General features: G+C 71.3%; 21 protein-coding genes. 18 read left to right on the top strand and 3 right to left on the bottom strand.

Annotation, left to right across the window (positions count from 1 at the left end):
• Positions 1–290 precede the first annotated feature (290 nt).
• From dnaK to ADK55_RS33325, 4 genes are read left to right on the top strand one after another with little or no spacing between them, the layout of a single operon-like run.
• The gene (gene dnaK, locus ADK55_RS33340) at positions 291–2,138 is read left to right on the top strand and encodes a molecular chaperone DnaK (protein WP_053684365.1); all 1,848 of its coding nucleotides are present in this window, start codon (positions 291–293) and stop codon (positions 2,136–2,138) included.
• Positions 2,138–2,821: a nucleotide exchange factor GrpE gene (gene grpE, locus ADK55_RS33335; RefSeq protein WP_053684364.1), complete on the top strand. Its 684-nt coding sequence runs from the start codon at positions 2,138–2,140 to the stop codon at positions 2,819–2,821. The genes dnaK and grpE overlap by 1 nt, the downstream gene beginning before the upstream one ends.
• A 39-nt stretch (positions 2,822–2,860) precedes the next feature.
• The gene (gene dnaJ, locus ADK55_RS33330) at positions 2,861–4,051 is read left to right on the top strand and encodes a molecular chaperone DnaJ (protein WP_053684362.1); all 1,191 of its coding nucleotides are present in this window, start codon (positions 2,861–2,863) and stop codon (positions 4,049–4,051) included.
• A 1-nt stretch (position 4,052) separates the two neighbouring features.
• Positions 4,053–4,514 carry a heat shock protein transcriptional repressor HspR gene (locus tag ADK55_RS33325; RefSeq protein ID WP_053684360.1) on the top strand — a complete coding sequence of 154 codons (462 nt, stop codon included), beginning with the start codon at positions 4,053–4,055 and terminating at the stop codon, positions 4,512–4,514.
• Positions 4,515–4,600: 86 nt separating this feature from the next.
• On the opposite strand, the gene ADK55_RS33320 is transcribed toward ADK55_RS33325, so the two are convergent.
• On the bottom strand, positions 4,601–5,662 hold the full coding sequence (locus ADK55_RS33320) for a hypothetical protein (RefSeq protein WP_053684358.1): 1,062 nt from the start codon (positions 5,660–5,662) through the stop codon (positions 4,601–4,603).
• A 237-nt stretch (positions 5,663–5,899) separates the two neighbouring features.
• Between ADK55_RS33320 and ADK55_RS33315 the strand changes: the two genes are divergently transcribed.
• Together ADK55_RS33315 and ADK55_RS33310 are read left to right on the top strand one after the other, a co-directional pair.
• A complete protein-coding gene (locus tag ADK55_RS33315; RefSeq protein WP_053684356.1) occupies positions 5,900–6,250 on the top strand; it encodes a hypothetical protein in 351 nt (116 codons plus the stop codon).
• Positions 6,250–6,564, top strand: a complete 315-nt coding sequence (locus ADK55_RS33310; RefSeq protein WP_053684354.1) for a (2Fe-2S)-binding protein — start codon at positions 6,250–6,252, stop codon at positions 6,562–6,564. Before ADK55_RS33315 ends, ADK55_RS33310 begins: the two co-directional genes overlap by 1 nt.
• A 206-nt stretch (positions 6,565–6,770) precedes the next feature.
• On the opposite strand, the gene ADK55_RS33305 is transcribed toward ADK55_RS33310, so the two are convergent.
• Positions 6,771–7,190, bottom strand: a complete 420-nt coding sequence (locus tag ADK55_RS33305) for a pyridoxamine 5'-phosphate oxidase family protein (protein WP_053684352.1) — start codon at positions 7,188–7,190, stop codon at positions 6,771–6,773.
• Positions 7,191–7,303: 113 nt separating this feature from the next.
• On the opposite strand from ADK55_RS33305, the gene clpB reads away from it, so the two are divergent.
• The gene (gene clpB, locus ADK55_RS33300) at positions 7,304–9,904 is read left to right on the top strand and encodes an ATP-dependent chaperone ClpB (RefSeq protein WP_053684350.1); all 2,601 of its coding nucleotides are present in this window, start codon (positions 7,304–7,306) and stop codon (positions 9,902–9,904) included.
• Positions 9,905–10,118: 214 nt separating this feature from the next.
• Positions 10,119–10,661, top strand: coding sequence for a YbjN domain-containing protein (locus ADK55_RS33295; protein WP_053684367.1), 543 nt, complete (start codon positions 10,119–10,121; stop codon positions 10,659–10,661).
• A gap of 143 nt (positions 10,662–10,804) precedes the next feature.
• Here the strand turns inward: ADK55_RS33295 and ADK55_RS33290 are convergent, their stop codons facing one another.
• Positions 10,805–11,989 (bottom strand): pyridoxal phosphate-dependent aminotransferase, encoded by a 1,185-nt coding sequence (locus ADK55_RS33290; protein ID WP_371591406.1) that lies wholly within the window; start codon positions 11,987–11,989, stop codon positions 10,805–10,807.
• Between the two features lie 269 nt (positions 11,990–12,258).
• Here ADK55_RS33290 and ADK55_RS40605 point away from each other — a divergent pair, with 269 nt between their 5' ends.
• The 10 genes from ADK55_RS40605 to ADK55_RS33245 all read left to right on the top strand — a co-directional run bounded on the left by ADK55_RS40605 (position 12,259) and on the right by ADK55_RS33245 (position 22,697).
• Complete coding sequence (locus tag ADK55_RS40605; protein WP_266970843.1) at positions 12,259–12,387, top strand: hypothetical protein; 129 nt, start codon at positions 12,259–12,261, stop codon at positions 12,385–12,387.
• A gap of 298 nt (positions 12,388–12,685) precedes the next feature.
• Positions 12,686–13,237 (top strand): DUF2617 family protein, encoded by a 552-nt coding sequence (locus ADK55_RS33285; protein WP_053684345.1) that lies wholly within the window; start codon positions 12,686–12,688, stop codon positions 13,235–13,237.
• A gap of 215 nt (positions 13,238–13,452) precedes the next feature.
• Positions 13,453–15,093, top strand: coding sequence for a polyamine aminopropyltransferase (locus ADK55_RS33280; protein ID WP_053684343.1), 1,641 nt, complete (start codon positions 13,453–13,455; stop codon positions 15,091–15,093).
• A 209-nt stretch (positions 15,094–15,302) separates the two neighbouring features.
• On the top strand, positions 15,303–16,208 hold the full coding sequence (locus ADK55_RS33275) for an SRPBCC domain-containing protein (RefSeq protein ID WP_053684341.1): 906 nt from the start codon (positions 15,303–15,305) through the stop codon (positions 16,206–16,208).
• A 77-nt stretch (positions 16,209–16,285) separates the two neighbouring features.
• Positions 16,286–17,074 carry an aldose epimerase gene (locus ADK55_RS33270; protein ID WP_053684339.1) on the top strand — a complete coding sequence of 263 codons (789 nt, stop codon included), beginning with the start codon at positions 16,286–16,288 and terminating at the stop codon, positions 17,072–17,074.
• A 21-nt stretch (positions 17,075–17,095) separates the two neighbouring features.
• Positions 17,096–17,635 carry an orotate phosphoribosyltransferase gene (pyrE, locus tag ADK55_RS33265; RefSeq protein ID WP_053684337.1) on the top strand — a complete coding sequence of 180 codons (540 nt, stop codon included), beginning with the start codon at positions 17,096–17,098 and terminating at the stop codon, positions 17,633–17,635.
• A gap of 325 nt (positions 17,636–17,960) precedes the next feature.
• Positions 17,961–18,983, top strand: a complete 1,023-nt coding sequence (fbaA, locus tag ADK55_RS33260) for a class II fructose-bisphosphate aldolase (protein WP_053684335.1) — start codon at positions 17,961–17,963, stop codon at positions 18,981–18,983.
• A 194-nt stretch (positions 18,984–19,177) separates the two neighbouring features.
• On the top strand, positions 19,178–19,912 hold the full coding sequence (locus tag ADK55_RS33255; RefSeq protein ID WP_053684333.1) for a ScbR family autoregulator-binding transcription factor: 735 nt from the start codon (positions 19,178–19,180) through the stop codon (positions 19,910–19,912).
• Between the two features lie 86 nt (positions 19,913–19,998).
• Positions 19,999–20,688 (top strand): AfsR/SARP family transcriptional regulator, encoded by a 690-nt coding sequence (locus ADK55_RS33250; RefSeq protein ID WP_053684331.1) that lies wholly within the window; start codon positions 19,999–20,001, stop codon positions 20,686–20,688.
• Between the two features lie 86 nt (positions 20,689–20,774).
• A complete protein-coding gene (locus tag ADK55_RS33245; RefSeq protein WP_053684329.1) occupies positions 20,775–22,697 on the top strand; it encodes a helix-turn-helix domain-containing protein in 1,923 nt (640 codons plus the stop codon).
• The last annotated feature ends 115 nt before the right edge of the window (positions 22,698–22,812 follow it).

Raw genomic sequence — 22,812 nt, 5'->3', positions numbered from 1 at the left:
GGGTGGGCAGGCGGAACGTCCGGGGTGGGCGCGGCGAGGGTGGTTGCGGGCGCATGGGGGCACGGTGCCCCACACGTTCGGCGGCCCCCGGATGCCGCGCGGGGTGGCGGCCGGAGGGTCGCCCGCTCGGCTGTGTGGCGGACGGGGCGGGTGTCGGCGGCGTGTCGCGGCCCTGGTGAGCGTAAGGGCGGGATAAAAGTTGAGCGCCCTCGACTCAGCTCTGTTGACGTCGGCGCGGACGATGGTGCATGGTTGAGTCTGTTCCACTCAAGTCAGCTGGAGGAATCGAAATGGCACGTGCGGTCGGCATCGACCTGGGCACCACTAACTCCGTCGTCAGCGTTCTGGAAGGCGGCGAGCCCACCGTCATCACCAACGCCGAGGGCGCCAGGACCACGCCGTCCGTCGTCGCCTTCGCCAAGAACGGCGAGGTCCTCGTCGGAGAGGTGGCCAAGCGCCAGGCGGTCACGAACGTGGACCGGACCATCCGTTCCGTCAAGCGCCACATGGGCACTGACTGGAAGATCAACCTGGATGGCAAGGACTTCAACCCGCAGCAGATGAGCGCCTTCATCCTGCAGAAGCTGAAGCGCGACGCCGAGGCGTACCTGGGCGAGAAGGTCACGGACGCGGTCATCACCGTCCCGGCCTACTTCAACGACTCCGAGCGTCAGGCGACGAAGGAAGCCGGCGAGATCGCGGGTCTGAACGTCCTGCGCATCGTCAACGAGCCGACGGCCGCCGCCCTGGCCTACGGTCTCGACAAGGACGACCAGACCATTCTCGTCTTCGACCTCGGTGGCGGCACCTTCGACGTGTCGCTCCTCGAGATCGGCGACGGCGTCGTCGAGGTCAAGGCCACCAACGGTGACAACCACCTCGGTGGCGACGACTGGGACCAGCGCGTCGTCGACTACCTGGTGAAGCAGTTCCAGAACGGCCACGGCGTCGACCTGTCCAAGGACAAGATGGCGCTCCAGCGTCTGCGCGAGGCCGCCGAGAAGGCGAAGATCGAGCTGTCCTCCTCCACGGAGACCACGATCAACCTGCCGTACATCACGGCGTCCGCCGAGGGCCCGCTGCACCTGGACGAGAAGCTCACGCGCTCGCAGTTCCAGCAGCTGACCGCGGACCTGCTGGACCGCTGCAAGACCCCGTTCCACAACGTCATCAAGGACGCGGGCATCAACCTGTCCGAGATCGACCACGTGGTCCTGGTCGGCGGCTCCACCCGCATGCCGGCCGTCGCCGAGCTCGTCAAGGAGCTCACCGGCGGTCAGGACGCCAACAAGGGCGTCAACCCGGACGAGGTCGTCGCCATCGGCGCGACCCTCCAGGCGGGCGTGCTCAAGGGTGAGGTCAAGGACGTCCTGCTCCTCGACGTGACCCCGCTGTCCCTCGGTATCGAAACCAAGGGCGGCATCATGACCAAGCTCATCGAGCGCAACACCACGATCCCGACCAAGCGGTCCGAGATCTTCACGACGGCCGAGGACAACCAGCCGTCCGTGCAGATCCAGGTCTACCAGGGCGAGCGCGAGATCGCGGCGTACAACAAGAAGCTCGGCATGTTCGAGCTGACCGGCCTGCCGCCGGCCCCGCGTGGCGTCCCGCAGATCGAGGTCTCCTTCGACATCGACGCGAACGGCATCATGCACGTCACGGCCAAGGACCTTGGCACGGGCAAGGAGCAGAAGATGACCGTCACCGGCGGCTCCTCGCTCGGCAAGGACGAGGTCGACCGCATGCGCCAGGAGGCGGAGCAGTACGCGGACGAGGACCTGCGTCGCAAGGAGGCGGCCGAGTCCCGCAACCAGGGCGAGCAGCTCGTCTACCAGACGGAGAAGTTCGTCAAGGACAACGAGGACAAGGTCCCGGCCGACGTCAAGGCCGAGGTCGAGGCCTCCGTCACCGAGCTGAAGGAAAAGCTCAAGGGCGAGGACGCCGCGGAGATCCGCACCGCGACCGAGAAGCTCGCCGCGGTCAGCCAGAAGCTCGGCCAGGCCATCTACGCCGACGCGCAGGCCGCCCAGGCCGGTGGCGCGCCGACCGGTGACGCCGACCAGTCCAAGGCCGACGACGACGTCGTCGACGCCGAGATCGTGGACGACGAGAAGCCGAAGGGTGGCGCTGCCTGATGTCGGAGGAGACCCCGGGTTTCGACGAGAAGCCTGAAGTCCCCACCGGCGCCGAGGCGGACGACGCCGCCGCCGAGCCGAAGGCCGCCGACTCCTCCCCGGAGGAGAAGGCGGCCCCGGCCGGGGACTCGGACACTCAGGCCGTCGGCCAGGAAACGGCCCTCCTGGCGCAGCTGGACCAGGCCCGCACCGCGCTCGGTGAGCGCACCGCGGACCTCCAGCGGCTCCAGGCCGAGTACCAGAACTACCGCCGCCGGGTGGAGCGGGACCGGATCGCCGTCAAGGAGATCGCGGTCGCGTCCCTCCTGACGGAACTCCTCCCGACCCTGGACGACATCGGCCGGGCACGGGAGCATGGCGAACTGGTCGGCGGCTTCAAGTCGGTGGCCGAATCGCTGGAGACCGCCGCCGCCAAGATGGGGCTGCAGCAGTTCGGCAAGGAGGGCGAGCCCTTCGACCCGACGATCCACGAGGCCCTGATGCACTCGTACGCGCCGGATGTCACCGAGGACACCTGCGTGGCGATCCTGCAGCCGGGTTACCGGATCGGCGAGCGCACGATCCGCCCCGCGCGGGTCGCGGTGGCCGAGCCCCAGCCCGGGGCGGCCCCGGCCGCCAAGTCCGAGTCCGCGGACGGCGACACGCCGTCTGACAAGGACGCGGATGCCCCCGACAAGGGCTGACGTCCACCATGTAGCCGCACGAGAGGAGGGCCACCGGGGATGAGCACGAAGGACTTCGTCGAGAAGGACTACTACAAGGTCCTCGGTGTCCCGAAGGACGCCACCGAGGCCGAGATCAAGAAGGCGTACCGGAAGCTCGCCCGCGAGTTCCACCCGGACGCCAACAAGGGCGACGCCTCGGCCGAGGAGCGCTTCAAGGAGATCTCCGAGGCGAACGACATCCTCGGTGACGCCAAGAAGCGCAAGGAGTACGACGAGGCCCGCGCCCTGTTCGGCAACGGGGGCTTCCGCCCCGGTCCGGGCGGGGGCGGCGGCTCGTTCAACTTCGACCTCGGCGACCTCTTCGGAGGTCAGCCGCAGGGCGGCGGCGGCGCGGCGGGCGGCTTCGGCGGCGGCCTGGGCGACGTCTTCGGCGGCCTGTTCAACCGCGGTGGCGCCGGCCCGGGTACGGGACCCCGTACCCAGCCGCGCCGCGGCCAGGACATCGAGTCCGAGGTCACGCTGTCGTTCACGGAGGCCGTGGACGGCGCGACCGTCCCGCTCCGGATGTCCTCGCAGTCGCCCTGCAAGGCCTGCTCCGGTACCGGTGACAAGAACGGCACCCCCCGGGTGTGCCCGACCTGCGTCGGCACCGGCCAGGTCTCGCGGGGCAGCGGTGGCGGTTTCTCCCTGACCGACCCCTGCGCCGACTGCAAGGGGCGCGGCCTGATCGCCGAGACCCCCTGTGACATCTGCAAGGGCAGCGGACGGGCCCGCAGTTCCCGGACCATGCAGGTCCGGATCCCGGCGGGCGTCTCCGACGGCCAGCGGATCCGACTGCGCGGCAAGGGGGCCCCGGGCGAGCGCGGCGGCCCGGGCGGCGACCTGTACGTCGTCGTCCACGTCGACGGGCACCCGGTGTTCGGCCGGCGGGACGACAACCTCACGGTGACCGTCCCGGTGACGTTCGCCGAGGCCGCCCTGGGCGCCGACATCAAGGTGCCGACACTGGGCGGCCCCCCGGTGACCCTGAAGCTTCCCCCGGGCACCCCGAACGGGCGTACGATGCGGGCCCGCGGCAAGGGCGCGGTCCGCAAGGACGGCACCCGCGGCGACCTGCTCGTGACGGTGGAGGTCGAGGTTCCCTCGGAGCTGTCCGACAAGGCCCGTGAAGCCCTGGAGATGTTCCGCGACGCGACGGAGTCGCAGGACCCGCGCGCCGCGCTGTTCGAGTCCGCGAAGGGAGCATGACATGGACGGCCGCCGCAGACAGTCCCGGTTGGGCGGGGCTTATCAGCTCACTGATGAGACCCCGGTCTATGTGATTTCGGTGGCCGCCCAGCTCTCGGGACTGCATCCGCAGACCCTGCGTCAGTACGACCGTCTCGGTCTGGTCTCCCCGGACCGGACGGCCGGCCGCGGACGTCGATATTCGGCCAGGGACATCGAGCTGCTCCGCACGGTGCAGGCGCTGTCCCAGGACGAGGGCATCAACCTGGCCGGCATCAAGCGGATCATCGAACTGGAGAACCAGGTCGCCGCCCTCCAACAGCGCGTGGCCGAACTGTCCACGGCCGTGGACGGCGCGGCCGCCGCGCTCCAGGCCCGAGAGGCCCAGGTGCACGCCTCGTACCGCCGCGACCTGGTCCCGTACCAGCCGCCGCAGCCGGGCAGCGCCCTGGTCGTCTGGCGCCCCAAGCGCCCGATGGACTGACACCGCCGCCCGACACCGGCACGCGACACCGCCGTTCGACGCGCGAAGGCCCCGCCCGGATCACCCGGGCGGGGCCTTCCGCGTCGCTACAGGTGGTTGGCGTGGCCGCCGTGGTCGGCCTCGTCCTCCGGGAGGTGCGGGGCCGAGCTGTGCAGGATGCCGGACTGGGCGATCAGGAAACCGAGCTGTGCCCGGCTGCCGCTGCCCAGGGCCGTGGCCAGCCGGGCGATGTGCGCACGGCAGGTTCGTACGTTCATTCCCAGCCGGCGGGCGATGGCCTCGTCCACGTGCCCCTCGACCAGGAGCTGCGCGATGGACCGCTGCACGCCGGTGATGCCGTCGTGCATGTGCGTGTAGGTGACCTCCTCGCTCAGGGGCACGGCACGCCGCCAGAGCTGCTCGAACACCTTGATGAGGTAGTCGACGAGCCCCGGGTGCCGCAGCTCCAGAGCCACCCTCCGGTCGTCGCTGACCGGGATGAACGCCACCGTGCGGTCGAAGACGATGAGTCGCTCGATGAGCTCCTCCAGAGTGCGGATCTCCACCTTCCCCGCGGAGATCCGGTCCACGTACGCCAGCGTGCCCTGGCTGTGCCGCGCCGTGTGCTGGTACAGCGTCCTGATGCTGATGCCCCGGTCGATCAGCGGGGCGTCCCGCTCCAGGGCCTGTGTGAGGGCCAGGGAGGGCCGCGCACCGCCCGGCTGGATGGTCAGCATCTCCGTGTGGCACTCGGCCGTCGCCAGGTCCAACGCGGCGTTGATCCGCTCGAAACCCTCCAGGACCGTGATGGCGTGGGTGTTCGCCGGGTTCTGCGCACTGATGGTCAGAAACGGCTCAAAAGCATCGGTGAGATCTACAGCCGTACGTCGTCTGTCCTGGATCTCGCGTTCAATCGGATGCAGCCGTTGCGCCAGCGCGACGGACGGGGGAACCGGGCGGAGCTGGTTCGCGTCATCCGGGTCAGGCTGCACCAGGGCGAATTCAAGCAGGCAGGGGGCCTGCTGAACCTCGCTCCGAGCGATCCGGCCGGCGCTGAGCGCAGCCGTGTACAGCCGCGTTCCCTCAGGGCACAGGGACGTGACGGAGTGGGGATGAGTCGGGTTTGTCGCACTTTTGGGCAAATCTCCACCCCCCAGGGTCCTGAACATGCAAGAACATGATGCATCGTCCCTGTGGCATTGACGTGCCTGAATGAGCCATCGTCTGTGTGGCGGGGGAGAGGATTCCATCAAGTGAGGACGAAGCCGACCATGTATAAGAGAATGCTTCGCTCGGCGCTTGCCGTTGGTTTCTCCGCTGTTGCGGTCTTTGGGGTAGTCGGTGCCGTCGAAAGTGACGCGGGGGGCACCGCTCTGACCGGCGACAGTGGCTGGACCGGCGCGCCGGTGGGCAAGTCGGACAGCGGATGGACCGTGCTGCCGGCCGGTGACTCCGGCTGGACCCATGGTCCGTCCGGCAAGGCGGACGCGGGACCGACCGTGCTGCCGGCCGGTGACTCCGGCTGGACCAACGGCCCGACCCGCAAGGCGGACTCTGGCTGGACCGTGCTGCCGGCCGTCGACTCGGGCTGGACCAACGGCCCGTCCGGCAAGGCGGACAGCGGGTGGACCAGGATCCAGGTGGGTGACTCCGGCTGGACCAGCGCGCCCTCGCGCCTGTCGGACAGCGGCTGGACCAGCGCGCCCTCCGGCGCGTCGGACTCCGGCTGGACCGCTCTGCCTGTGATGGCCGTCTGATGACCCCCGACGACCGAGACTTCCGACGCGAGATGGCTTCGGCGTACCGGTCCGGGTGGCAGTTCATCGACCTTGCCACCGCGATCCCCCACGCCGGTGACTCGTTGATGGTCACCCTGTTCGGCCAGCCGATCGTCGTCGCGCGCGAGGAGGACGAAGACGTCCGTGCCTACCGCTGTCTGCGCCGCCCCCGGGGCGCACCGCAGCCCGTCCGCTGCGAAGTGCGGTACGGCATGGTTTTCGTCAATCTCGACCAGCGGGACCACCAACTCTTCGAACCCGACATCACCGCCGCCACCCCCCGAAGTGCCTGAAGCGATTCCCCCGTCGTTGCAGATCGCTCAGGCACTACCCCCACACAACGGCGCCATCGTGGACCTGACCACGATGGCGCCGTTGTGCTGTCCGCGTCCAGTGGTTGAACCGGACAAACACATCGGTCAGTTTCGCGTCCGTCCCCACGTCAGCCCCCGCGCCCACGCCTGCGCCCGGGGCGCCCGCGCCGGGGTCTGCCCCCGGGTCAGCCGCGTCCCATCGCGCGGTCCAGGGTGATCTCCATGACCACCCGGTCCGGGTTCGGCGAGGGCGTCCGCCCGTAGCGCTCCGCGTAGCGCGCCACCGCCTCCGCCACCGAGGCCTCGTCCGTGCGGATCACCGCGCGGCCCTCCAGCGTGGCCCAGCGCCGGCCCTCCATCTGGCAGACCGCGACCCGCGCAGTCGCGTCCGGCGCCGCCAGGACGTTGCGGATCTTCTTGCTGTGCCGGTTGCTGATCACCCGCGCCAGCCCCGCCTCGGGGTCGTACGTCACGCCGACCGGCACCACGTGCGGGCTGCCGTCGGGCCGCGGGGTGGTCAGGGTGCAGACGTGCCGCTCCCGCCAGAAGGCGAGGTACTCCGGCGTCGGGTTGAGTACGTCTTGGGGTGTCTTCGAACCAGGCATGGCCCGAAGAGTACGAGATGCCGCACCACACACCGCCTTGAGTGGAATAGACTCAACTTTGTGCACGCTATATGTGTCATGCCCCTGTATCGCGACGGAGAGGAGAAGCCGCAGTGGAAGCCGAGCTGACCAACAAGAGCCGGGACGCGCTGAACGCCGCCACCCGCAGGGCCGTCAAGGACGGCCACCCGGACCTGACCCCCGCGCACCTGCTGCTGGCCCTGCTCGCCGGCGAGGACAACGAGAACGTCACCGACCTGCTCGCCGCGACCGACGCCGACCAGGTAGAGGTCCGCGCCGGCGCGGAACGCCTGCTCGCCGCCCTGCCCAGCGTGACGGGTTCCACCGTCGCGCCCCCGCAGCCCACCCGCGAGCTGCTCGCCGTGCTCGCCGACGCCGACGAGACGGCCGGGAAGCTCGGAGACGACTACCTTTCCACCGAACACCTGCTCATCGCCCTCGCCGCCAAGGGCGGCGCGGCCGGCGAGCTCCTTTCCACCCAGGGCGCGACGGCGAAGAAGCTGCTGGCCGCATTCGAGGAAGCACGAGGAGGACGCCGGGTGACCAGCCCCGACCCCGAGGGTCAGTACAAGGCCCTGGAGAAGTTCGGCACCGATTTCACCGCGGCGGCCCGCGAGGGCAAGCTCGACCCGGTGATCGGCCGCGACCAGGAGATCCGGCGGGTCGTGCAGGTCCTGTCGCGCCGCACCAAGAACAACCCGGTCCTCATCGGCGAGCCCGGCGTCGGCAAGACCGCCGTCGTCGAGGGCCTCGCCCAGCGCATCGTCAAGGGCGACGTCCCCGAATCGCTGAAGAACAAGCGGCTGGTCTCCCTCGACCTCGGCGCCATGGTCGCGGGCGCCAAGTACCGCGGCGAGTTCGAGGAGCGACTGAAGACGGTCCTCGCGGAGATCAAGTCCAGCGACGGCCAGATCATCACCTTCATCGACGAGCTGCACACCGTCGTCGGCGCGGGCGCCGGCGGGGACTCCGCCATGGACGCGGGCAACATGCTCAAGCCCATGCTGGCCCGCGGCGAGCTGCGCATGGTCGGTGCCACGACGCTCGACGAGTACCGCGAGCGGATCGAGAAGGACCCGGCGCTGGAGCGCCGCTTCCAGCAGGTGCTGGTGGCGGAGCCGACCGTCGAGGACACCATCGCGATCCTGCGCGGGCTCAAGGGCCGCTACGAGGCCCACCACAAGGTGGTCATCAACGACAGCGCCCTGGTCGCCGCGGCCACCCTCTCCGACCGGTACATCACCTCCCGCTTCCTGCCCGACAAGGCCATCGACCTCGTCGACGAGGCCGCGTCCCGGCTCCGCATGGAGATCGACTCCTCCCCGCTGGAGATCGACGAGCTCCAGCGCTCCGTGGACCGGCTGCGCATGGAGGAACTGGCGCTGAAGAACGAGTCCGACCCGGCCTCCCTCGAACGGCTGGAGAAGATCCGCAAGGACCTCGCCGACAAGGAGGAGGACCTGCGGGGCCTGACCGCCCGCTGGGAGAAGGAGAAGCAGTCCCTCAACCGCGTCGGCGAACTCAAGGAACGCCTCGACGACCTGCGCGGGCAGGCCGAGCGCGCCCAGCGCGACGGCGACTTCGACACCGCCTCCCAGCTGCTCTACGGGGAGATCCCGACGCTGGAGCGCGAGCTGGCGGAGGCCACCGAGGAGGAGGAAGAGGCCACCAAGGCCGGGACCTCCAAGGACAGCATGGTCAAGGACGAGGTCGGCCCCGACGACATCGCGGACGTGGTGGGCGCCTGGACCGGCATCCCCGCCGGCCGGCTCCTGGAGGGCGAGACCCAGAAGCTCCTGCGCATGGAGGAGGAGCTGGGCCGCCGTCTGATCGGCCAGTCCGAGGCCGTGCGGGCCGTCTCCGACGCGGTGCGCCGCACCCGCGCCGGCATCGCCGACCCGGACCGCCCGACCGGCTCGTTCCTCTTCCTGGGCCCCACGGGCGTCGGCAAGACGGAGCTGGCCAAGGCCCTCGCGGACTTCCTCTTCGACGACGAGCGGGCCATGGTCCGCATCGACATGTCGGAGTACGGCGAGAAGCACAGCGTGGCCCGCCTGGTCGGCGCCCCTCCCGGCTACGTCGGGTACGAGGAGGGCGGCCAGCTCACCGAGGCCGTCCGGCGCCGCCCGTACAGCGTCGTCCTGCTCGACGAGGTGGAGAAGGCGCACCCCGAGGTCTTCGACGTCCTGCTCCAGGTGCTCGACGACGGCCGCCTCACCGACGGCCAGGGCCGCACCGTCGACTTCCGCAACGCGATCCTGATCCTGACCTCGAACCTGGGCAGCCAGTTCCTGGTCGACCCGGCGACCTCCGAGGAGGACAAGAAGGCACGGGTCCTGGACGTGGTCCGGGCCTCCTTCAAGCCGGAGTTCCTCAACCGCCTCGACGACCTGGTGGTCTTCTCCGCCCTGAGCAGGGACGAGCTCGCCCACATCGCGCGGCTCCAGATCGACCGCCTCGCCAAGCGGCTCGCCGCCCGCCGCCTCACCCTGGACATCACCCCCGAGGCGCTGGCCTGGCTGGCGGACAAGGGCAACGACCCGGCGTACGGCGCCCGACCCCTGCGCCGGCTGATCCAGACGGCCATCGGGGACCGCCTCGCGAAGGAGATCCTGTCCGGCGAGGTCAGGGACGGCGACACCGTACGGGTGGCCGTGGCCGGGGAAGACCTGCTGGTCGGCAAGGTCCTCTAGGCCCTGTCGGTCGTACCCTGGGCGGTGGGGGCCGAAGGATCCGGGCCCCCGCCGCCCCCGCGACGAGCGGCCACGCGCCGGGTCGTGTGGGGCCCCGTCCTCCTTACCTGAGTCCTACTCGTGTCCGCCCGGAGCGGATCGTGCGTGCGGGGCTGGACACGGGGTGGGACCGATGGTGGAGGATGTGGTTCATCCGCACGAAGGGAAGTACACGGTGAGCATCGACCCGGCCTCGATTCCGAACTTCGGAGGGCAGCAGCCCGATCCGCAGGCCACAGGACCGGCGGGCCCCGTCGTCCCCGACCAGGATCTGGTCAAGCAGCTGCTGGAACAGATGGAGCTCAAGTACGTCGTCGACGACGAGGGTGACCTCGCGGCGCCGTGGGAGGAGTTCCGCACGTACTTCATGTTCCGCGGCGAGGACGAGCAGCAGGTCTTCTCGGTGCGGACCTTCTACGACCGCCCGCACGAGATCGAGGACAAGCCGCAGCTCCTGGAGACGATCGACGACTGGAACCGTCGCACCCTGTGGCCGAAGGTCTACAGCCACACGCACGACGACGGCTCGGTCCGCCTGATCGGTGAGGCGCAGATGCTGATCGGTACCGGCGTCAGCCTGGAGCACTTCGTGTCCTCCACGGTCAGCTGGGTCCGTGCCTCGATCGAGTTCGACAAGTGGCTCGTCGAGCAGCTCGGCCTCGAGAAGGACGTCGACTCCGCCGAGGGCGAAGAAGACAAGGGCGACGACAACAACTAGTCGCCCCCACAGCGGTACGCGCGCCACGAGGAGCAGGTACGCCCCGCGGCCGCACGAGAGCCCGGACGACATCGGGGTCACCACGACCCCGATGCGCGCCCGGGCTCTCGCGTTCCCGCGACCGGGGGACCGCGACGGGGGTCCTACAGCCGCCCGAGGCGGTCGACGGCGTCGCGCAGGACGTCCTCCCGCTTGCAGAACGCCCAGCGGACCTGGGTGGCGCCGGCGGACCGGTCGTCGTAGAAGACCTGGTTGGGGATGGCGACCACACCGCAGCGTTCGGGCAGGGCGCGGCAGAAGGCGAGCCCGTCCTTCTCCCCGAGGGGGGTGATGTCGGTGGTGATGAAGTAGGTGCCCTGGGGCCGGTAGACCTCGAAGCCGGCCGCCGTCAGGCCGTCCGCGAGGATGTCGCGCTTGGCGGCGAGGTCCGCGCGGAACGTGTCGTAGTAGGAGTCCGGAAGCGCCAGGGCCTCCGCGATGGCGTACTGGAACGGGCCCGAGGCGACGTACGTCAGGAACTGCTTCGCGGAGCGGACCGCCGCCGTCAGGGCGGGCGGGGCGGTGACCCAGCCGACCTTCCAGCCGGTGAACGAGAACGTCTTGCCGGCCGACGAGATCGTCACCGTGCGCTCGCGCATGCCGGGCAGCGAGGCCAGCGGTACGTGGGTGCCCTCGAACACCAGGTGCTCGTAGACCTCGTCGGTGACGACGAGCAGGTCCCGCTCGATCGCGAGTTCCGCGACGGCCGCCAGTTCCGCCGGGGTCAGCACCGTGCCGGTCGGGTTGTGCGGGGTGTTCAGCAGCAGCAACCGGGTGCGCGGGGTCACGGCGGCGCGCAGGGCGTCGACGTCGAGACGGAAGTCCGGCGCGCGCAGGGTCAGCGGTACGCGGACGGCCCCCGCCATGGCGATGCAGGCGGCGTAGGAGTCGTAGTACGGCTCCAGGGCGATGACCTCGTCGCCCGGCTCCAGCAGGGCCAGCAGGGAGGCCGCGATGGCCTCCGTCGCGCCCGCCGTGACGAGGACCTCCGTGTCGGGGTCGAACGCGAGTCCGTGGAAGCGCTCCTGGTGGTGGGCGATGGCGGTGCGCAGCTCGGGGACGCCGGGGCCGGGCGGGTACTGGTTGCCCTTGCCGTCCCGGATCGCGCGCACGGCCGCCTCGGCGATCTCGGCGGGACCGTCGGTGTCGGGAAAGCCCTGACCGAGGTTGATCGATCCGGTGCGGGCGGCCAGCGCCGACATCTCCGCGAAGATCGTGGTGCCGAAGACCGCCAGGCTGCGGTTGAGGAAGGGGCGGCTGCCGGCCGCGGGTGCGCTCATGACGGCCATCCTGCGGGCAACCTCTGGAGTTGCTCAAGTGTGCTTTGACGCCGATGGCCTGAGGGAATCTCCCCGGCACACGGGACGCGGGGATCCCGGGCCCCGGGGGACCGGGGTGTCAGAGAGGGGCCGAAGATGGTGCTGATCGCAGTGCTCGTCGGAGTGGGCGTGTTCACGCTCGTGGTCGTGGGGATCGTCAGGGCGGCCGTCAAGGCGGGCGGCGCGGCCCGCCGCCGAAGTGGCGGAAGCCACTGGGCCGGGGGAGGATCTTCAGGTGGGTGTTCGACCGGATCCTCCTGTGGTTCGTCGTCCTCCTGCGGCTCGTCGTCCTCTTCCTGCGGTTCGTCCTGCGGGGGCGGGGGCTGCGGGTCCAGTTGACGAACACGGTCGGAGCCGGACCCGAGTAAAAGAGACGCCCAGCGGGGACAACTTCCCTCGGGCGTCTCCTTGTTCGGCTGCTTGTTACGGCGTACGGGGGGCACGTTGTTGAACACGTGAACTGTGTAGCCCCCGGGGGGATGTAAACCCCGTCAAGTTGGGTAAAAACGCTGTGAGTGCCGTGCCTTTCATGATTCCCTCGGTTGAGTAGACCAGTCCTCGGACCTCCCTGGACTTCCTGTGGACCCGTGCCGGTGTCCCCCCACCCGTTGACCACCGCTGGCGGGCCCCGGCCACCTCTCCCTCGCGCGTTTGCGGAGCCGACTCATGCTCACGACCCTCCAGACCACCTATACCGACACGCGTGCCGCCGATCTCGCCTGGGCCCTGGGTCGGGAGCGGCTGCCCGCCTTGGCCGTACTGAACCTCCGGCTCGACGGGGCGAACGTGGAGTTGCGCCTGCTCGGGGCCTCCCACCAGGTCCTTCTGGAGGAGGGCGAGGTGCTCTGTTCGGAGACCGTCGCCTGCATGCCCGGCAGCAGCACACCGTTGCCGCTCGGCGTGGCCAAGCGGGTCGGCGACTGGGAGTACGAGTTCGCCGCCCGCGTGGAGACCCTGTCGCGCGGCTCGTTCGCCGGGAGGGCGCAGGAACTGCTCGCGCTGGTCGCGGATCACCCGAACGGGCTCGCCGGGACCTTCCCGGGAAGCCCGCACGCGTTCACCGCCCTGCTCGCGCAGCGGTACGAGGGCCAGGTCCGCTGGCGGACCTGGCACGCGTACCCGCAGGAAGGGCAGTTGGTGGCCACGCGTACCCGGGTGGGCATGCGGACCGGGTCGCCGACCGCGACCACCCCCGAGGCGACGGCCGCGCTGCTGTAGGCCGTTCCCGTCGGGGGTCGGGGCCGGTCGGGGCTCGGCGGGTCCTGTCGGGGCCGGTCGGGTCCTGTCGGTCGAGGGCGTTCGCGGCCCGCGACCCACCGGCCCTCGTGGCGCCGGTGGTTGCGCCCGGGTTACGCCAACTGGGCGGATCAGTACGCCACTTGCACCCATGTGGGTGACAGGGTGCGAGTGGGCGGTGACGTACGGTTCGCTTCATGATCGACCGTTCCGTCCCGCGCCGGGTATTGCCGGCTCCGGAGTCACGGGGCGTGGCGACCCGTCCGGCCGCCCTGCCCGTACGGCCCCGGACCGGCCGGCTCCTCGTCCTGGCCACCGTGTTCGTATGCGCCGCCTGCGGGCTCGTCTACGAACTGGAGCTGCTCGCCCTCGGCTCCTACCTGATCGGCGACTCCGTCACCCAGGCGTCGATCGTGCTGTCCGTCATGGTCTTCGCCATGGGCGTCGGCTCGCTCCTCGCCAAACGGCTCAGGCGTCGGCCCGCCTTCGGCTTCGGCGCCATCGAAGCCGCGCTCGCGCTGATCGGCGGGCTCTCCGCGATGGCCCTGTACGCGAGCTTCGCCTGGCTGGGGGAGTCCAGACCCGCGCTCGTCGCGTTCTCCTTCGCCATCGGGGTGCTCATCGGCGCGGAGATCCCGCTGCTCATGGTCCTGATCCAGCGCATCCGCAGACAGGACGCGGGCGGCGCCGTCGCCGACCTGTTCGCCGCCGACTACGTGGGCGCCCTGGTCGGTGGGCTCGCCTTCCCGTTCCTGCTGCTGCCGCTGCTCGGCCAACTCACCGGCGCCCTGCTCACCGGCACCGTCAACACCCTCGCCGGCGGCGGACTCGTGCTGTGGCTGTTCCGCCACGACCTCAGCCGGCGCTCCCGCTGGCTGCTGATCTGCGCGAACGTGACCGTCGTGGCCGTCCTCGCCTCCGCGACCGTCCTCGCCGACGACTTCGAGCGGGTCGCCCGGCGTGCCGTCTACGGCGGGGAGGTGCGGGTCGCCGTCCAGACCGGCGTCCAGGAACTCGTGCTCACCGGGCCGGGCACCGGCTCCCCGCGCTCCCTCGACCTGTACCTCGACGGCCGGCTACGGGTCAGCGGCTACGACGAGTACCGCTACCACGAGGCACTCGTCCACCCCGCGATGACCGGCCCGCACACCAGGGTCCTCGTCCTCGGCGGCGGCGACGGGCTCGCCGCCCGCGAGGTCCTGCGCTACCCGGACGTCGCCTCCGTCACCGTCGTCGAACTCGACCCGGGAGTGGTCCGGCTCGCCCGCACCGACCCGATGCTCTCGCGGCTCAACGCGCGGGCGTACGCGGATCCCCGGCTCGGAGTCGTCACCCAGGACGCGTTCCGCTGGCTGCGCGGTCGGGGCGGCCGGGACCGCTTCGACGTGATCGTCTCCGACCTCCCCGACCCCGGCATCACCCCCAGCACGAAGCTGTACTCGCAGGAGTTCTACGGGCTGGCGGCGCGGGCCCTGCGCCCCGGCGGCCGGATCGCCGTGCACGCGGGGCCGCTGGCCGGCCGGCCACGCACCTACTGGACCGTCGAGAGCACCCTGCGCGCCGCCGGCCTGCGGACCACCCCCTACAGCGCGGGCGGCCGCCTCACCGGCTTCGCCGCCGGACCCGACCGCACCCCCGGCGGCGGCGTCGGCCCACCGCAGGACTGGGGTTTCGTCCTCGCCGCCCGCGCCGTCGTTCCCGAGCTGCGGGTCGACCGCGACACGCCGGGGCTGCGCTCGCTGTCCACCCGCGCGCTCCAGGACGCGACCCGGGACGCCGAGCGCACCCGCCTGGACGGGCTGCCGCCCTCCACCCTCCCGCACCCGAGGTATTCCTGAGGGCTGTCCCGCCAGGGATCGCGGGACAGCCCCTTGGCCCCGCCGTCACCGTGGCGCGGGCCCGCGCCGGCCCCGCACGGTCGCGCCCGGCCCCGGGCACACGGCCGTGGGACGCGGGGGCCGCCGGCAAGATCGGGAACGGGCCACCGGCGCGGGCACCTGGTGCCGGATCGGGCGCGCGGGCGGGTCTCGTCGGTAGGCTCGACCGCATGGAGCATCAGGTGTTCGTTCCGGTACCCGCAGACGACCTCCGGGCCGTGCTGCGTGATCCCGTCCGTACGGCCCGTTGCGTACCCGGGTTCCAACAGGACGCCGACACCGACACCGGGCCGCTGTCGGGCCGGCTGAAGGCGCGGATCGGCGGCCACACCGTGACCTACCGGGGCTCCCTCACCGTCACCGAACGGGACCCCGACCGGTTCGCCGTCGAGGGCGAGGGCACCGAGGCCCGGGGCAGCGGCACCGTCACGCTTTCCCTCCTGCTGCGACTCACCCCCCAGGGGGACGGGACCCGACTGGAGTTCACCGGCGGGGCGACCGTCGACGGCCGGGCCGCCGGGTTCGCCCCCGAGGCCACCGCCACCGCCGTGCAGCGGCTGTTGGACCGCACCGCCGCGCAGCTCGCCGCCACGGCCGGCGCCGCCGTGGAGCCGGTGGCCGACGCCGTTCCCGACGCCGATGTGGAGGCCTCGGATCGCCCGGCCGACGCGGAGGAGGCGGATCGGGCGGCCGACGCCGAGGACGCCGGATTCGAGGCGGACACCGAGGACACCGAGGATGCCGAGGACGCCGAAGGGACCGAGGACGACGGGGTCACCGCGTCCGTCTTCGACACCGACGTGCCGCCCCCGTCCCTCGATCCCTTCCTGGAAGGCGAGTTCGGCGAGGTTGGTGGTCCCGCACGGCCCCCGGCCGAGGCGGCCCACGCCCGCCGCACGATGATCGGCCGGAGCGCCGAGGAGGTGGACCACGCGCCGCCGCGTGGCCGCTACGCCCCCGTCCCGGCTCCCGCCGCCGGCGCGGCCGGAGTCAACCTGCGCTGGTTGGCCCCCGCCGCCGCCCTTGCCGTGGCCTCCGCAGTGGTGGTCGGCCGGGTGCTGCGTCGCCGTCGCTGACTTCCGTCCGGGGCGCGGTGTGACGTGAGGTATGCCCCGGGGCACGTGGGACCTCCGGCACCCGTAGGGTCGGCCGTATGAGTACGCGACTGAGCGCCGGCGGCGCCGAGCTGACGATCGACCAGGAGAACGGCTGCCGGATCAGCAGTCTGCGCGTCGACGGGACCGAACTCCTGCGACAGGGCCCCCGGTACGGGTCCTTCCCGATGGTTCCGTGGTGCGGGCGCATCGGGGACGGGCGGTTCCGTGACGGCGGCGCCGTCCACCAGATGCCGCAGAACCAACCGCCGCACGCCATCCACGGCTTCGGCCGGGACGCGGCGTGGCGGCCGGGAGGCGCCGACGCCACCCGCGCCGCCTTCACGTACGACCTCCGCGACCCGTGGCCGCACAGCGGCAAGGTCACCCAGATCTTCGAACTGGGCGAGGACGCGTTGACGCTCACCCTGGGCGTGGAGACGTACGAGGACTCCTTCCCGGCCCAGGCCGGCTGGCACCCGTGGTTCAACCGCACCCTGGCCGCCGACGGGCCGGAGGTCCGGATCGGCTTCGAGGCGGCCTGGCAGGAGGAGCGCGGCGCCGACCACCTCCCCACCGGGCGGCGCGTCGACCCGAAGCCCGGCCCCTGGGACGACTGCTTCGGGATGCCGGACGGCGTGGACGTCACCCTCACCTGGCCCGACGCGCTGGAGCTGCGGATCACCAGCCGGGACGAGTGGGTGGTCGTCTACGACGAGCAGGCCGAGGCCGTCTGCGTCGAGCCGCAGTCCGGCCCCCCGAACGGGCTGAACACGCTCCCCCGGCTGGTCACGCCCGTGGACCCGCTGGAGATCTCCACGACGTGGACGTGGCGGCGGCTCGGGTAGCGCGCAATTAAGCTCGACGCCATGAGTGACGTACGGGATGCGCTTCTGCAGCAGATCAAGGACAAGGCCGTCGTGCACGGCAAGGTGACCCTCTCCTCCGGGCGGGAAGCCGACTACTACATCGACCTCCGCCGGATCACCCTCGACGGCGAGGCCGCCCCGCTGGTCGGTCAGGTCATGCTCGACCTGACCGCCGACCTCGCCTTCGACTGCGTCGGCGGCCTCACGCTGGGCGCCGACCCGGTCGCGACCTCGATGCTGCACGCCTCCGCCGCGCGCGGCGGGTGCCTGGACGCCTTCGTCGTGCGCAAGGCGCAGAAGGCGCACGGCATGCAGCGCCGTATCGAGGGCACCGACGTCAAGGGCAAGCGCTGCCTGGTCGTCGAGGACACCTCGACCACCGGCGGTTCCCCGCTGACCGCCGTGGAGGCGGTCCGCGAGGCCGGCGGCGAGGTCGTCGCCGTCGCCACCATCGTGGACCGGGGCGCGGCCGAGGCCATCGCCGAGGCGGGCCTGCCCTACCTCACCGGATACCGCCTCGAGGACCTCGGCTTCTCCTAGGCCGTCTCCTTCGGACCCTGCCGGGACCCAGGTCGGTCGTCGCCGTCTCACCAGGCGGCCCCCCCAGGGTCGGGTGCGACCGGCTTCCGGCCGGCCCGACCACGTGGGGGCGGTGGCCCCCGAAGGCTTCTTATCGCGCTCTGACCTGCTCTTTCGTGGCCGGGCGGAATGTTTCACGTGAAACGTCCCGCCCGGTTTTCGCATGTGGCGTGGACGGTGGGGTGGAGTGTCGCGCGGAGTCTGGAAGGATGGGGTCGACGATGACGTCGCCCCCAGGTCAGGGCCCGCAATAAGCACACTCCCCGCACATCCAAGGAGCGGACAGATGCCCATCGCAACCCCCGAGGTCTACAACGAGATGCTCGACCGGGCGAAGGCAGGAAAATTCGCCTACCCGGCCATCAACGTGACCTCGTCCCAGACCCTGCACGCTGCCCTGCGCGGCTTCGCGGAGGCCGAGAGCGACGGCATCATCCAGATCTCCACCGGTGGTGCGGAGTTCCTGGGTGGCCAGCACAACAAGGACATGGTCACCGGCGCGGTCGCCCTGGCCGAGTTCGCGCACATCGTCGCCGCCAAGTACGACATCACCGTCGCGCTGCACACCGACCACTGCCCCAAGGACAAGCTGGACGGCTATGTCCGCCCGCTGCTCGACATCTCCGCCGAGCGCGTGGCCCGCGGCCTGAACCCGCTCTTCCAGTCGCACATGTGGGACGGCTCCGCCGAGACCCTGGCCGACAACCTGGCCATCGGCCAGGAGCTGCTCGCCAAGGCCGTCGCCGCGAAGATCATCCTTGAGGTCGAGATCACCCCGACCGGCGGCGAGGAGGACGGCGTCAGCCACGAGATCAACGACGAGCTGTACACCACCGTCGACGACGCGATCCGTACCGCCGAGGCCCTGGGCCTGGGCGAGAAGGGCCGCTACCTGCTGGCCGCCAGCTTCGGCAACGTGCACGGCGTGTACAAGCCGGGCAACGTGGTCCTGCGCCCCGAGCTCCTCAAGGACCTCCAGGCCGGCGTCGGCGAGAAGTACGGCAAGCCCTCGCCGTTCGACTTCGTCTTCCACGGTGGTTCGGGCTCCACCGCCGAGGAGATCGCCACCGCGCTGGAGAACGGCGTCGTGAAGATGAACCTCGACACCGACACCCAGTACGCCTTCACCCGCCCCGTCGTGGACCACATGTTCCGCAACTACGACGCGGTGCTGAAGGTCGACGGCGAGGTCGGCACGAAGTCCAAGTACGACCCCCGCACCTGGGGCAAGGCCGCCGAGGCGGGCATGGCCGCGCGCGTCGCGGAGGCGTGCACCAACCTGCGTTCCACCGGTACCCGGCTGAAGTAGTCCGGCCCGTACCCGGTAGAGGGGTTCGTCGGTCCCATGGGGGCCGGCGGGCCCCTTTCGCGTGTGCCCGTCGCGCCGGGACCCGGCGGAGGTGACATACGCCGGTGGACTGCCGCCCGGCCATGGTGTGGAATCTACCCACAGGAACGTACCCGCGGTTATGTAATGGCGGTGGGGCAGGAGAGGCGGCAGCCATGAGGACGGAACGACCCCAGGTCAAGCAGGAACGGGCGGTCCGTACCCGCCAGGCCATCCTGCAGGCGGCGGCGGTGGTGTTCGAGGAGCACGGCTACGAGGCGGCGAAGCTCTCCGACATCGTCAACATCGCCAAGGTCACCAAGGGCGCCCTCTACTTCCACTTCGACTCGAAGGACGACCTGGCGCAGGCCGTCGTGGACGCGCAGAACCAGGGTCAGCCGCAGGCCCTCCCCCAGAGTCACAAGGTGCAGGAGTTCATCGACATGGGGATGATCTTCGCCCACCAGCTCCGGCACGACGTGCTGATGCGGGCCAGCGCACGGCTCACCCTGGACTGGGCCGGTCGCGAACTCGACCAGGCGGCGCCGTACACGGCCTGGATCGAGCTGCACACGGAGGTGCTGACGGAGGCGAAACGGCGGGGCGAACTCCTGCCGGACGTGGACCCGGTGGTTCCCTCGCGGCTGGCCGTGGGCTCGTTCGCCGGACTGAACAGGATGGCCTGGACGCTCGGTATCGACCTGGACCCCCAGGCCTCCGAGATGTACAGCCACATTCTCCCGAGCATGGTCGTCCCGGCCCTGGCGATCCGGCTGGACACCGCCCCGGGGCGGGGCGCCCGCGCGCTGTACGGTCCGCACGGCCGACACGAGTGTCTGGCCGACTGCCCCACGGGCGTCCCGCCCGCAGTGGTCGAGAGCGAGGAGCGGGGGGAGCCGGTGACGGCCTGACACCCCCTTCACACGCTCTCCCCAACCGACCTCTTCCCAAAAAAATCCTTCCGGGTATTATTTTTCATCGGACCCGGGGGGGATACGTGGACATCGAGCTGCTCGGAAAGCTGCGCGTCAGCGAGAACGGCGTGCCCGTCACGGCGCCCACACCGGAGTCCCGTCACCTGTTGGCCGCCCTCGCCGCCTGCCCCGACCGGGTCGTGCCGATCCGTGTGCTCGCCGACGAGTTGGCCCACCGCACCCCGACCGCGAACGCCCGGTCCGTCCTGCTCACCGCCGTGCGTCTGCTGCGCGAACGGTTCACGCAGGCCCAGGCCATCGGATCGGTACGCGATGCCCGGACGGTGCTCTCCGCGCGGTCCGGCGGGTATGTTCTCGACACCGGCGGCGGTCGATCGGACGCCCAGGAGTTCGAACGGGAGGCGGGCGCCGGCTATCGCGCCATGAGCCGGGGCGACTTCGAACAGGCGGCCCGCAGGCTGCGCCGCGCCCTCGACCTCTGGACCGGCCCCGCCCTCGCCGGCATCGACGCGGGCCCCTGGCTGGCCGGCCGCGTCGCCGTCCTGGACGCCGACCGGCGCGCCGTGCTCGGACAGTGGGTCGAGGCCGAACTGTTCCTCGGACGGGACCGGGAACTGCGCCTGGAACTCGCCGGACTGCGCGGCGGACACGAACGGTCCGGCGGCGCCTACCTGGCCGACCTGCTTCGCGCCGAGCGACGCGTCGAGGCACTGCGCGCGCCCCGCCCGACCCCGCGGTTCAGCCTCGCCTGACCCGGCCGCCGCTTGACCCCCCGTCACCCGGAACCTAGGTTCGAGTTCCGGACAGAGAAGCGCTGGTCGGGCGGGGGAGGAGCAGGATGCCTGGAGACGGGGGCGGCTCGCTGGCCGTACTGGAACTGCTCGTCGCGGAAGCCCCGCAGAGCGCCTACGACGCCCTGCTGCTCGAAGCGCGCGAAGCCGGCGCCGACGGCGAGGAACTCGCCCGGCTCACCCGCGCGGTGGACCTGTCCCGCTCGGTGCGCAGGAACGCGAGGCGCCGCGAGCAGCGGGAGGCCGCGCTCACCGCCCTGGTCGACACCGCGCACGACCTGACCTCGCCCTACGACATCGACGGCCTGCTGCGGCTGATCACCCGCCGGGCCCGCCGGCTCCTCGGCTTCGACATGGCCTGGCTGTCGCTGAGCCGCCCCGACGGCTCCGCCTACGTACGGACCTCCGAGGGCGAGACCACCGCCCTGAACGTCGGCCTCGAACTCGGCACCGGCCGCGGCCTGGGCAGCATCGCCCAGGACCGCCGCTCCCCGGTCTGGAGCGCCGACTACCTGAACGACGACGCCATCGCGCACGCCCCCGGCATCGATGCCGTGGTCCGCGCCGAGGGCCTGCACGCGATCATCGCGGTCCCGCTCCGGCGCGGGGACTCCACCCTCGGCGCGCTCTACGGAGCCGACCGCGCCGTACGGCGGTTCGGGCCCGACGAGATCGGCATGCTGCTCTCCCTCGCCGACCTGGCGGCCGTCGCCATCGAGAAGGCCCGGCTGCTGGAGCAGACCCGGGACGAGGTGCACGAACTGGAGGTCTTCGGCTCCCGCACCAACACCGCGCTCACCCGCGTCCGTTACCTCTGGGAGTGCCACGCCCGGCTGGCCGGACTGGTCCTGGACGGCGCCGGACTGCCCACCCTGGCGCGGGCCACCGCCGACGCCCTGGACGGAGTGCTCCAGGTACGTGACCCGGGCGGACGGCCGTTGACCGTCACCGGCGAACTTCCCGACCTGGACGAGGCGGCGGTGACCAAGGCCGCGCTCCAGGCGCTGACCGACCGGCGCCCCGTGGGCCTGCCCGGCGACGTGTGGTTGGCGCCCGTGCTGGCGGGCGCCGAGGACCTCGGAGTGCTGCTGCTCAGCGCGTCCGCGCCGCTGGTGGAGGAGGATGTACGGCTGTTGCAGCTCGCCGCCCAGTCGGTGGCCTCCCTGATGCTCATCCAGCGCGGCACGGCCGCCGCCGAGGGGCCCGTGCACGAGGAACTCCTCGCCGACCTGCTGGAACGGCCCCACTCCGTCGGCCTGCACCTGCCGGACCGCACCCGCCGCCTCGGCCTCGACCTGGACCGGCCGCACGTGGTCGTGGTGGCCCGACCGGAAGGCGGGGAACTGGGCAAGGCCGTCGCCTGGGCGTCCTCGTACGCGTACCGGATGGGCGGGCTCAAAGGGGTCCGCCGGGGCTGCATCGTGCTGGTCCTCCCGGGCACGGACGCCTCGGCCGCCGCGCACCGGGCCTCCGGCGAACTGTCCCCACTGCTCGGCCACGCCGTGTCCACCGGCGCCGCCGGACCGGCGGCCGGGCCGGGGGAAGTGGCCCGGGTGTACGCGGAGGCGGTGCGCTGCCTGGACGCGCTGACCGCGCTGGACGGGGCCGGGGGTACGGCCTCGCTGCGTGAACTGGGCTTCCTTGGACTGCTGTTGTCCGCCGACCACGACGTGGAGGCGTTCATCGCCTCGACCATCGGGCCGGTCCTGGAATACGACACCGACCGCCTCACCGACCTGACCCGCACGCTGGACGCGTACTTCGCCTCGGGCGGCAGCCCGACACACGCGGCGGAGGAACTCCACGTGCACCCGAACACGGTGTCGCGCCGGCTGGAGCGCATCGCGGAACTCCTCGGCGAGGGATGGCAGAAGCCCGCGCAGGCCCTGGAGATCCAGATGGCGCTGCGGCTGCGCAAGGCGCGGGCGGTGCTTGACGCCCGGCGGTCGAGTGGCCGGGCGGAAGCGTAGGGCTCCGCCGGTTGCTCCGAGCTTTCGGGGCTCCGCCCCGGACCCCGCGCCTCAAACGCCGGCGGGGCTGGATCTGCCGGACCCGGCGGGTCAGCAGGGGGATGGGCAGCGGGGG

Origin of the sequence: Streptomyces sp. WM4235 (assembly GCF_001279725.1) — a bacterium.
Classification (GTDB): domain Bacteria; phylum Actinomycetota; class Actinomycetes; order Streptomycetales; family Streptomycetaceae; genus Streptomyces.
Note: the sequence above shows the minus strand (reverse complement) of the source record. Positions and strands in the feature narration are given on the sequence as shown.

What these genes read in the sequence shown, in the direction of transcription:
- dnaK (WP_053684365.1), top strand. Translation starts at nt 291, where the DNA reads ATGGCACGTGCGGTCGGCATCGACCTGGGCACCACTAACTCCGTCGTC.
- grpE (WP_053684364.1), top strand. Translation starts at nt 2,138, where the DNA reads ATGTCGGAGGAGACCCCGGGTTTCGACGAGAAGCCTGAAGTCCCCACC.
- dnaJ (WP_053684362.1), top strand. Translation starts at nt 2,861, where the DNA reads ATGAGCACGAAGGACTTCGTCGAGAAGGACTACTACAAGGTCCTCGGT.
- ADK55_RS33325 (WP_053684360.1), top strand. Translation starts at nt 4,053, where the DNA reads ATGGACGGCCGCCGCAGACAGTCCCGGTTGGGCGGGGCTTATCAGCTC.
- ADK55_RS33320 (WP_053684358.1), bottom strand. Translation starts at nt 5,662, where the DNA reads ATGTTCAGGACCCTGGGGGGTGGAGATTTGCCCAAAAGTGCGACAAAC.
- ADK55_RS33310 (WP_053684354.1), top strand. Translation starts at nt 6,250, where the DNA reads ATGACCCCCGACGACCGAGACTTCCGACGCGAGATGGCTTCGGCGTAC.
- ADK55_RS33305 (WP_053684352.1), bottom strand. Translation starts at nt 7,190, where the DNA reads ATGCCTGGTTCGAAGACACCCCAAGACGTACTCAACCCGACGCCGGAG.
- ADK55_RS33290 (WP_371591406.1), bottom strand. Translation starts at nt 11,989, where the DNA reads ATGGCCGTCATGAGCGCACCCGCGGCCGGCAGCCGCCCCTTCCTCAAC.
- ADK55_RS33285 (WP_053684345.1), top strand. Translation starts at nt 12,686, where the DNA reads ATGCTCACGACCCTCCAGACCACCTATACCGACACGCGTGCCGCCGAT.
- ADK55_RS33280 (WP_053684343.1), top strand. Translation starts at nt 13,453, where the DNA reads ATGATCGACCGTTCCGTCCCGCGCCGGGTATTGCCGGCTCCGGAGTCA.
- ADK55_RS33275 (WP_053684341.1), top strand. Translation starts at nt 15,303, where the DNA reads ATGGAGCATCAGGTGTTCGTTCCGGTACCCGCAGACGACCTCCGGGCC.
- ADK55_RS33270 (WP_053684339.1), top strand. Translation starts at nt 16,286, where the DNA reads ATGAGTACGCGACTGAGCGCCGGCGGCGCCGAGCTGACGATCGACCAG.
- pyrE (WP_053684337.1), top strand. Translation starts at nt 17,096, where the DNA reads ATGAGTGACGTACGGGATGCGCTTCTGCAGCAGATCAAGGACAAGGCC.
- fbaA (WP_053684335.1), top strand. Translation starts at nt 17,961, where the DNA reads ATGCCCATCGCAACCCCCGAGGTCTACAACGAGATGCTCGACCGGGCG.
- ADK55_RS33255 (WP_053684333.1), top strand. Translation starts at nt 19,178, where the DNA reads ATGAGGACGGAACGACCCCAGGTCAAGCAGGAACGGGCGGTCCGTACC.
- ADK55_RS33245 (WP_053684329.1), top strand. Translation starts at nt 20,775, where the DNA reads ATGCCTGGAGACGGGGGCGGCTCGCTGGCCGTACTGGAACTGCTCGTC.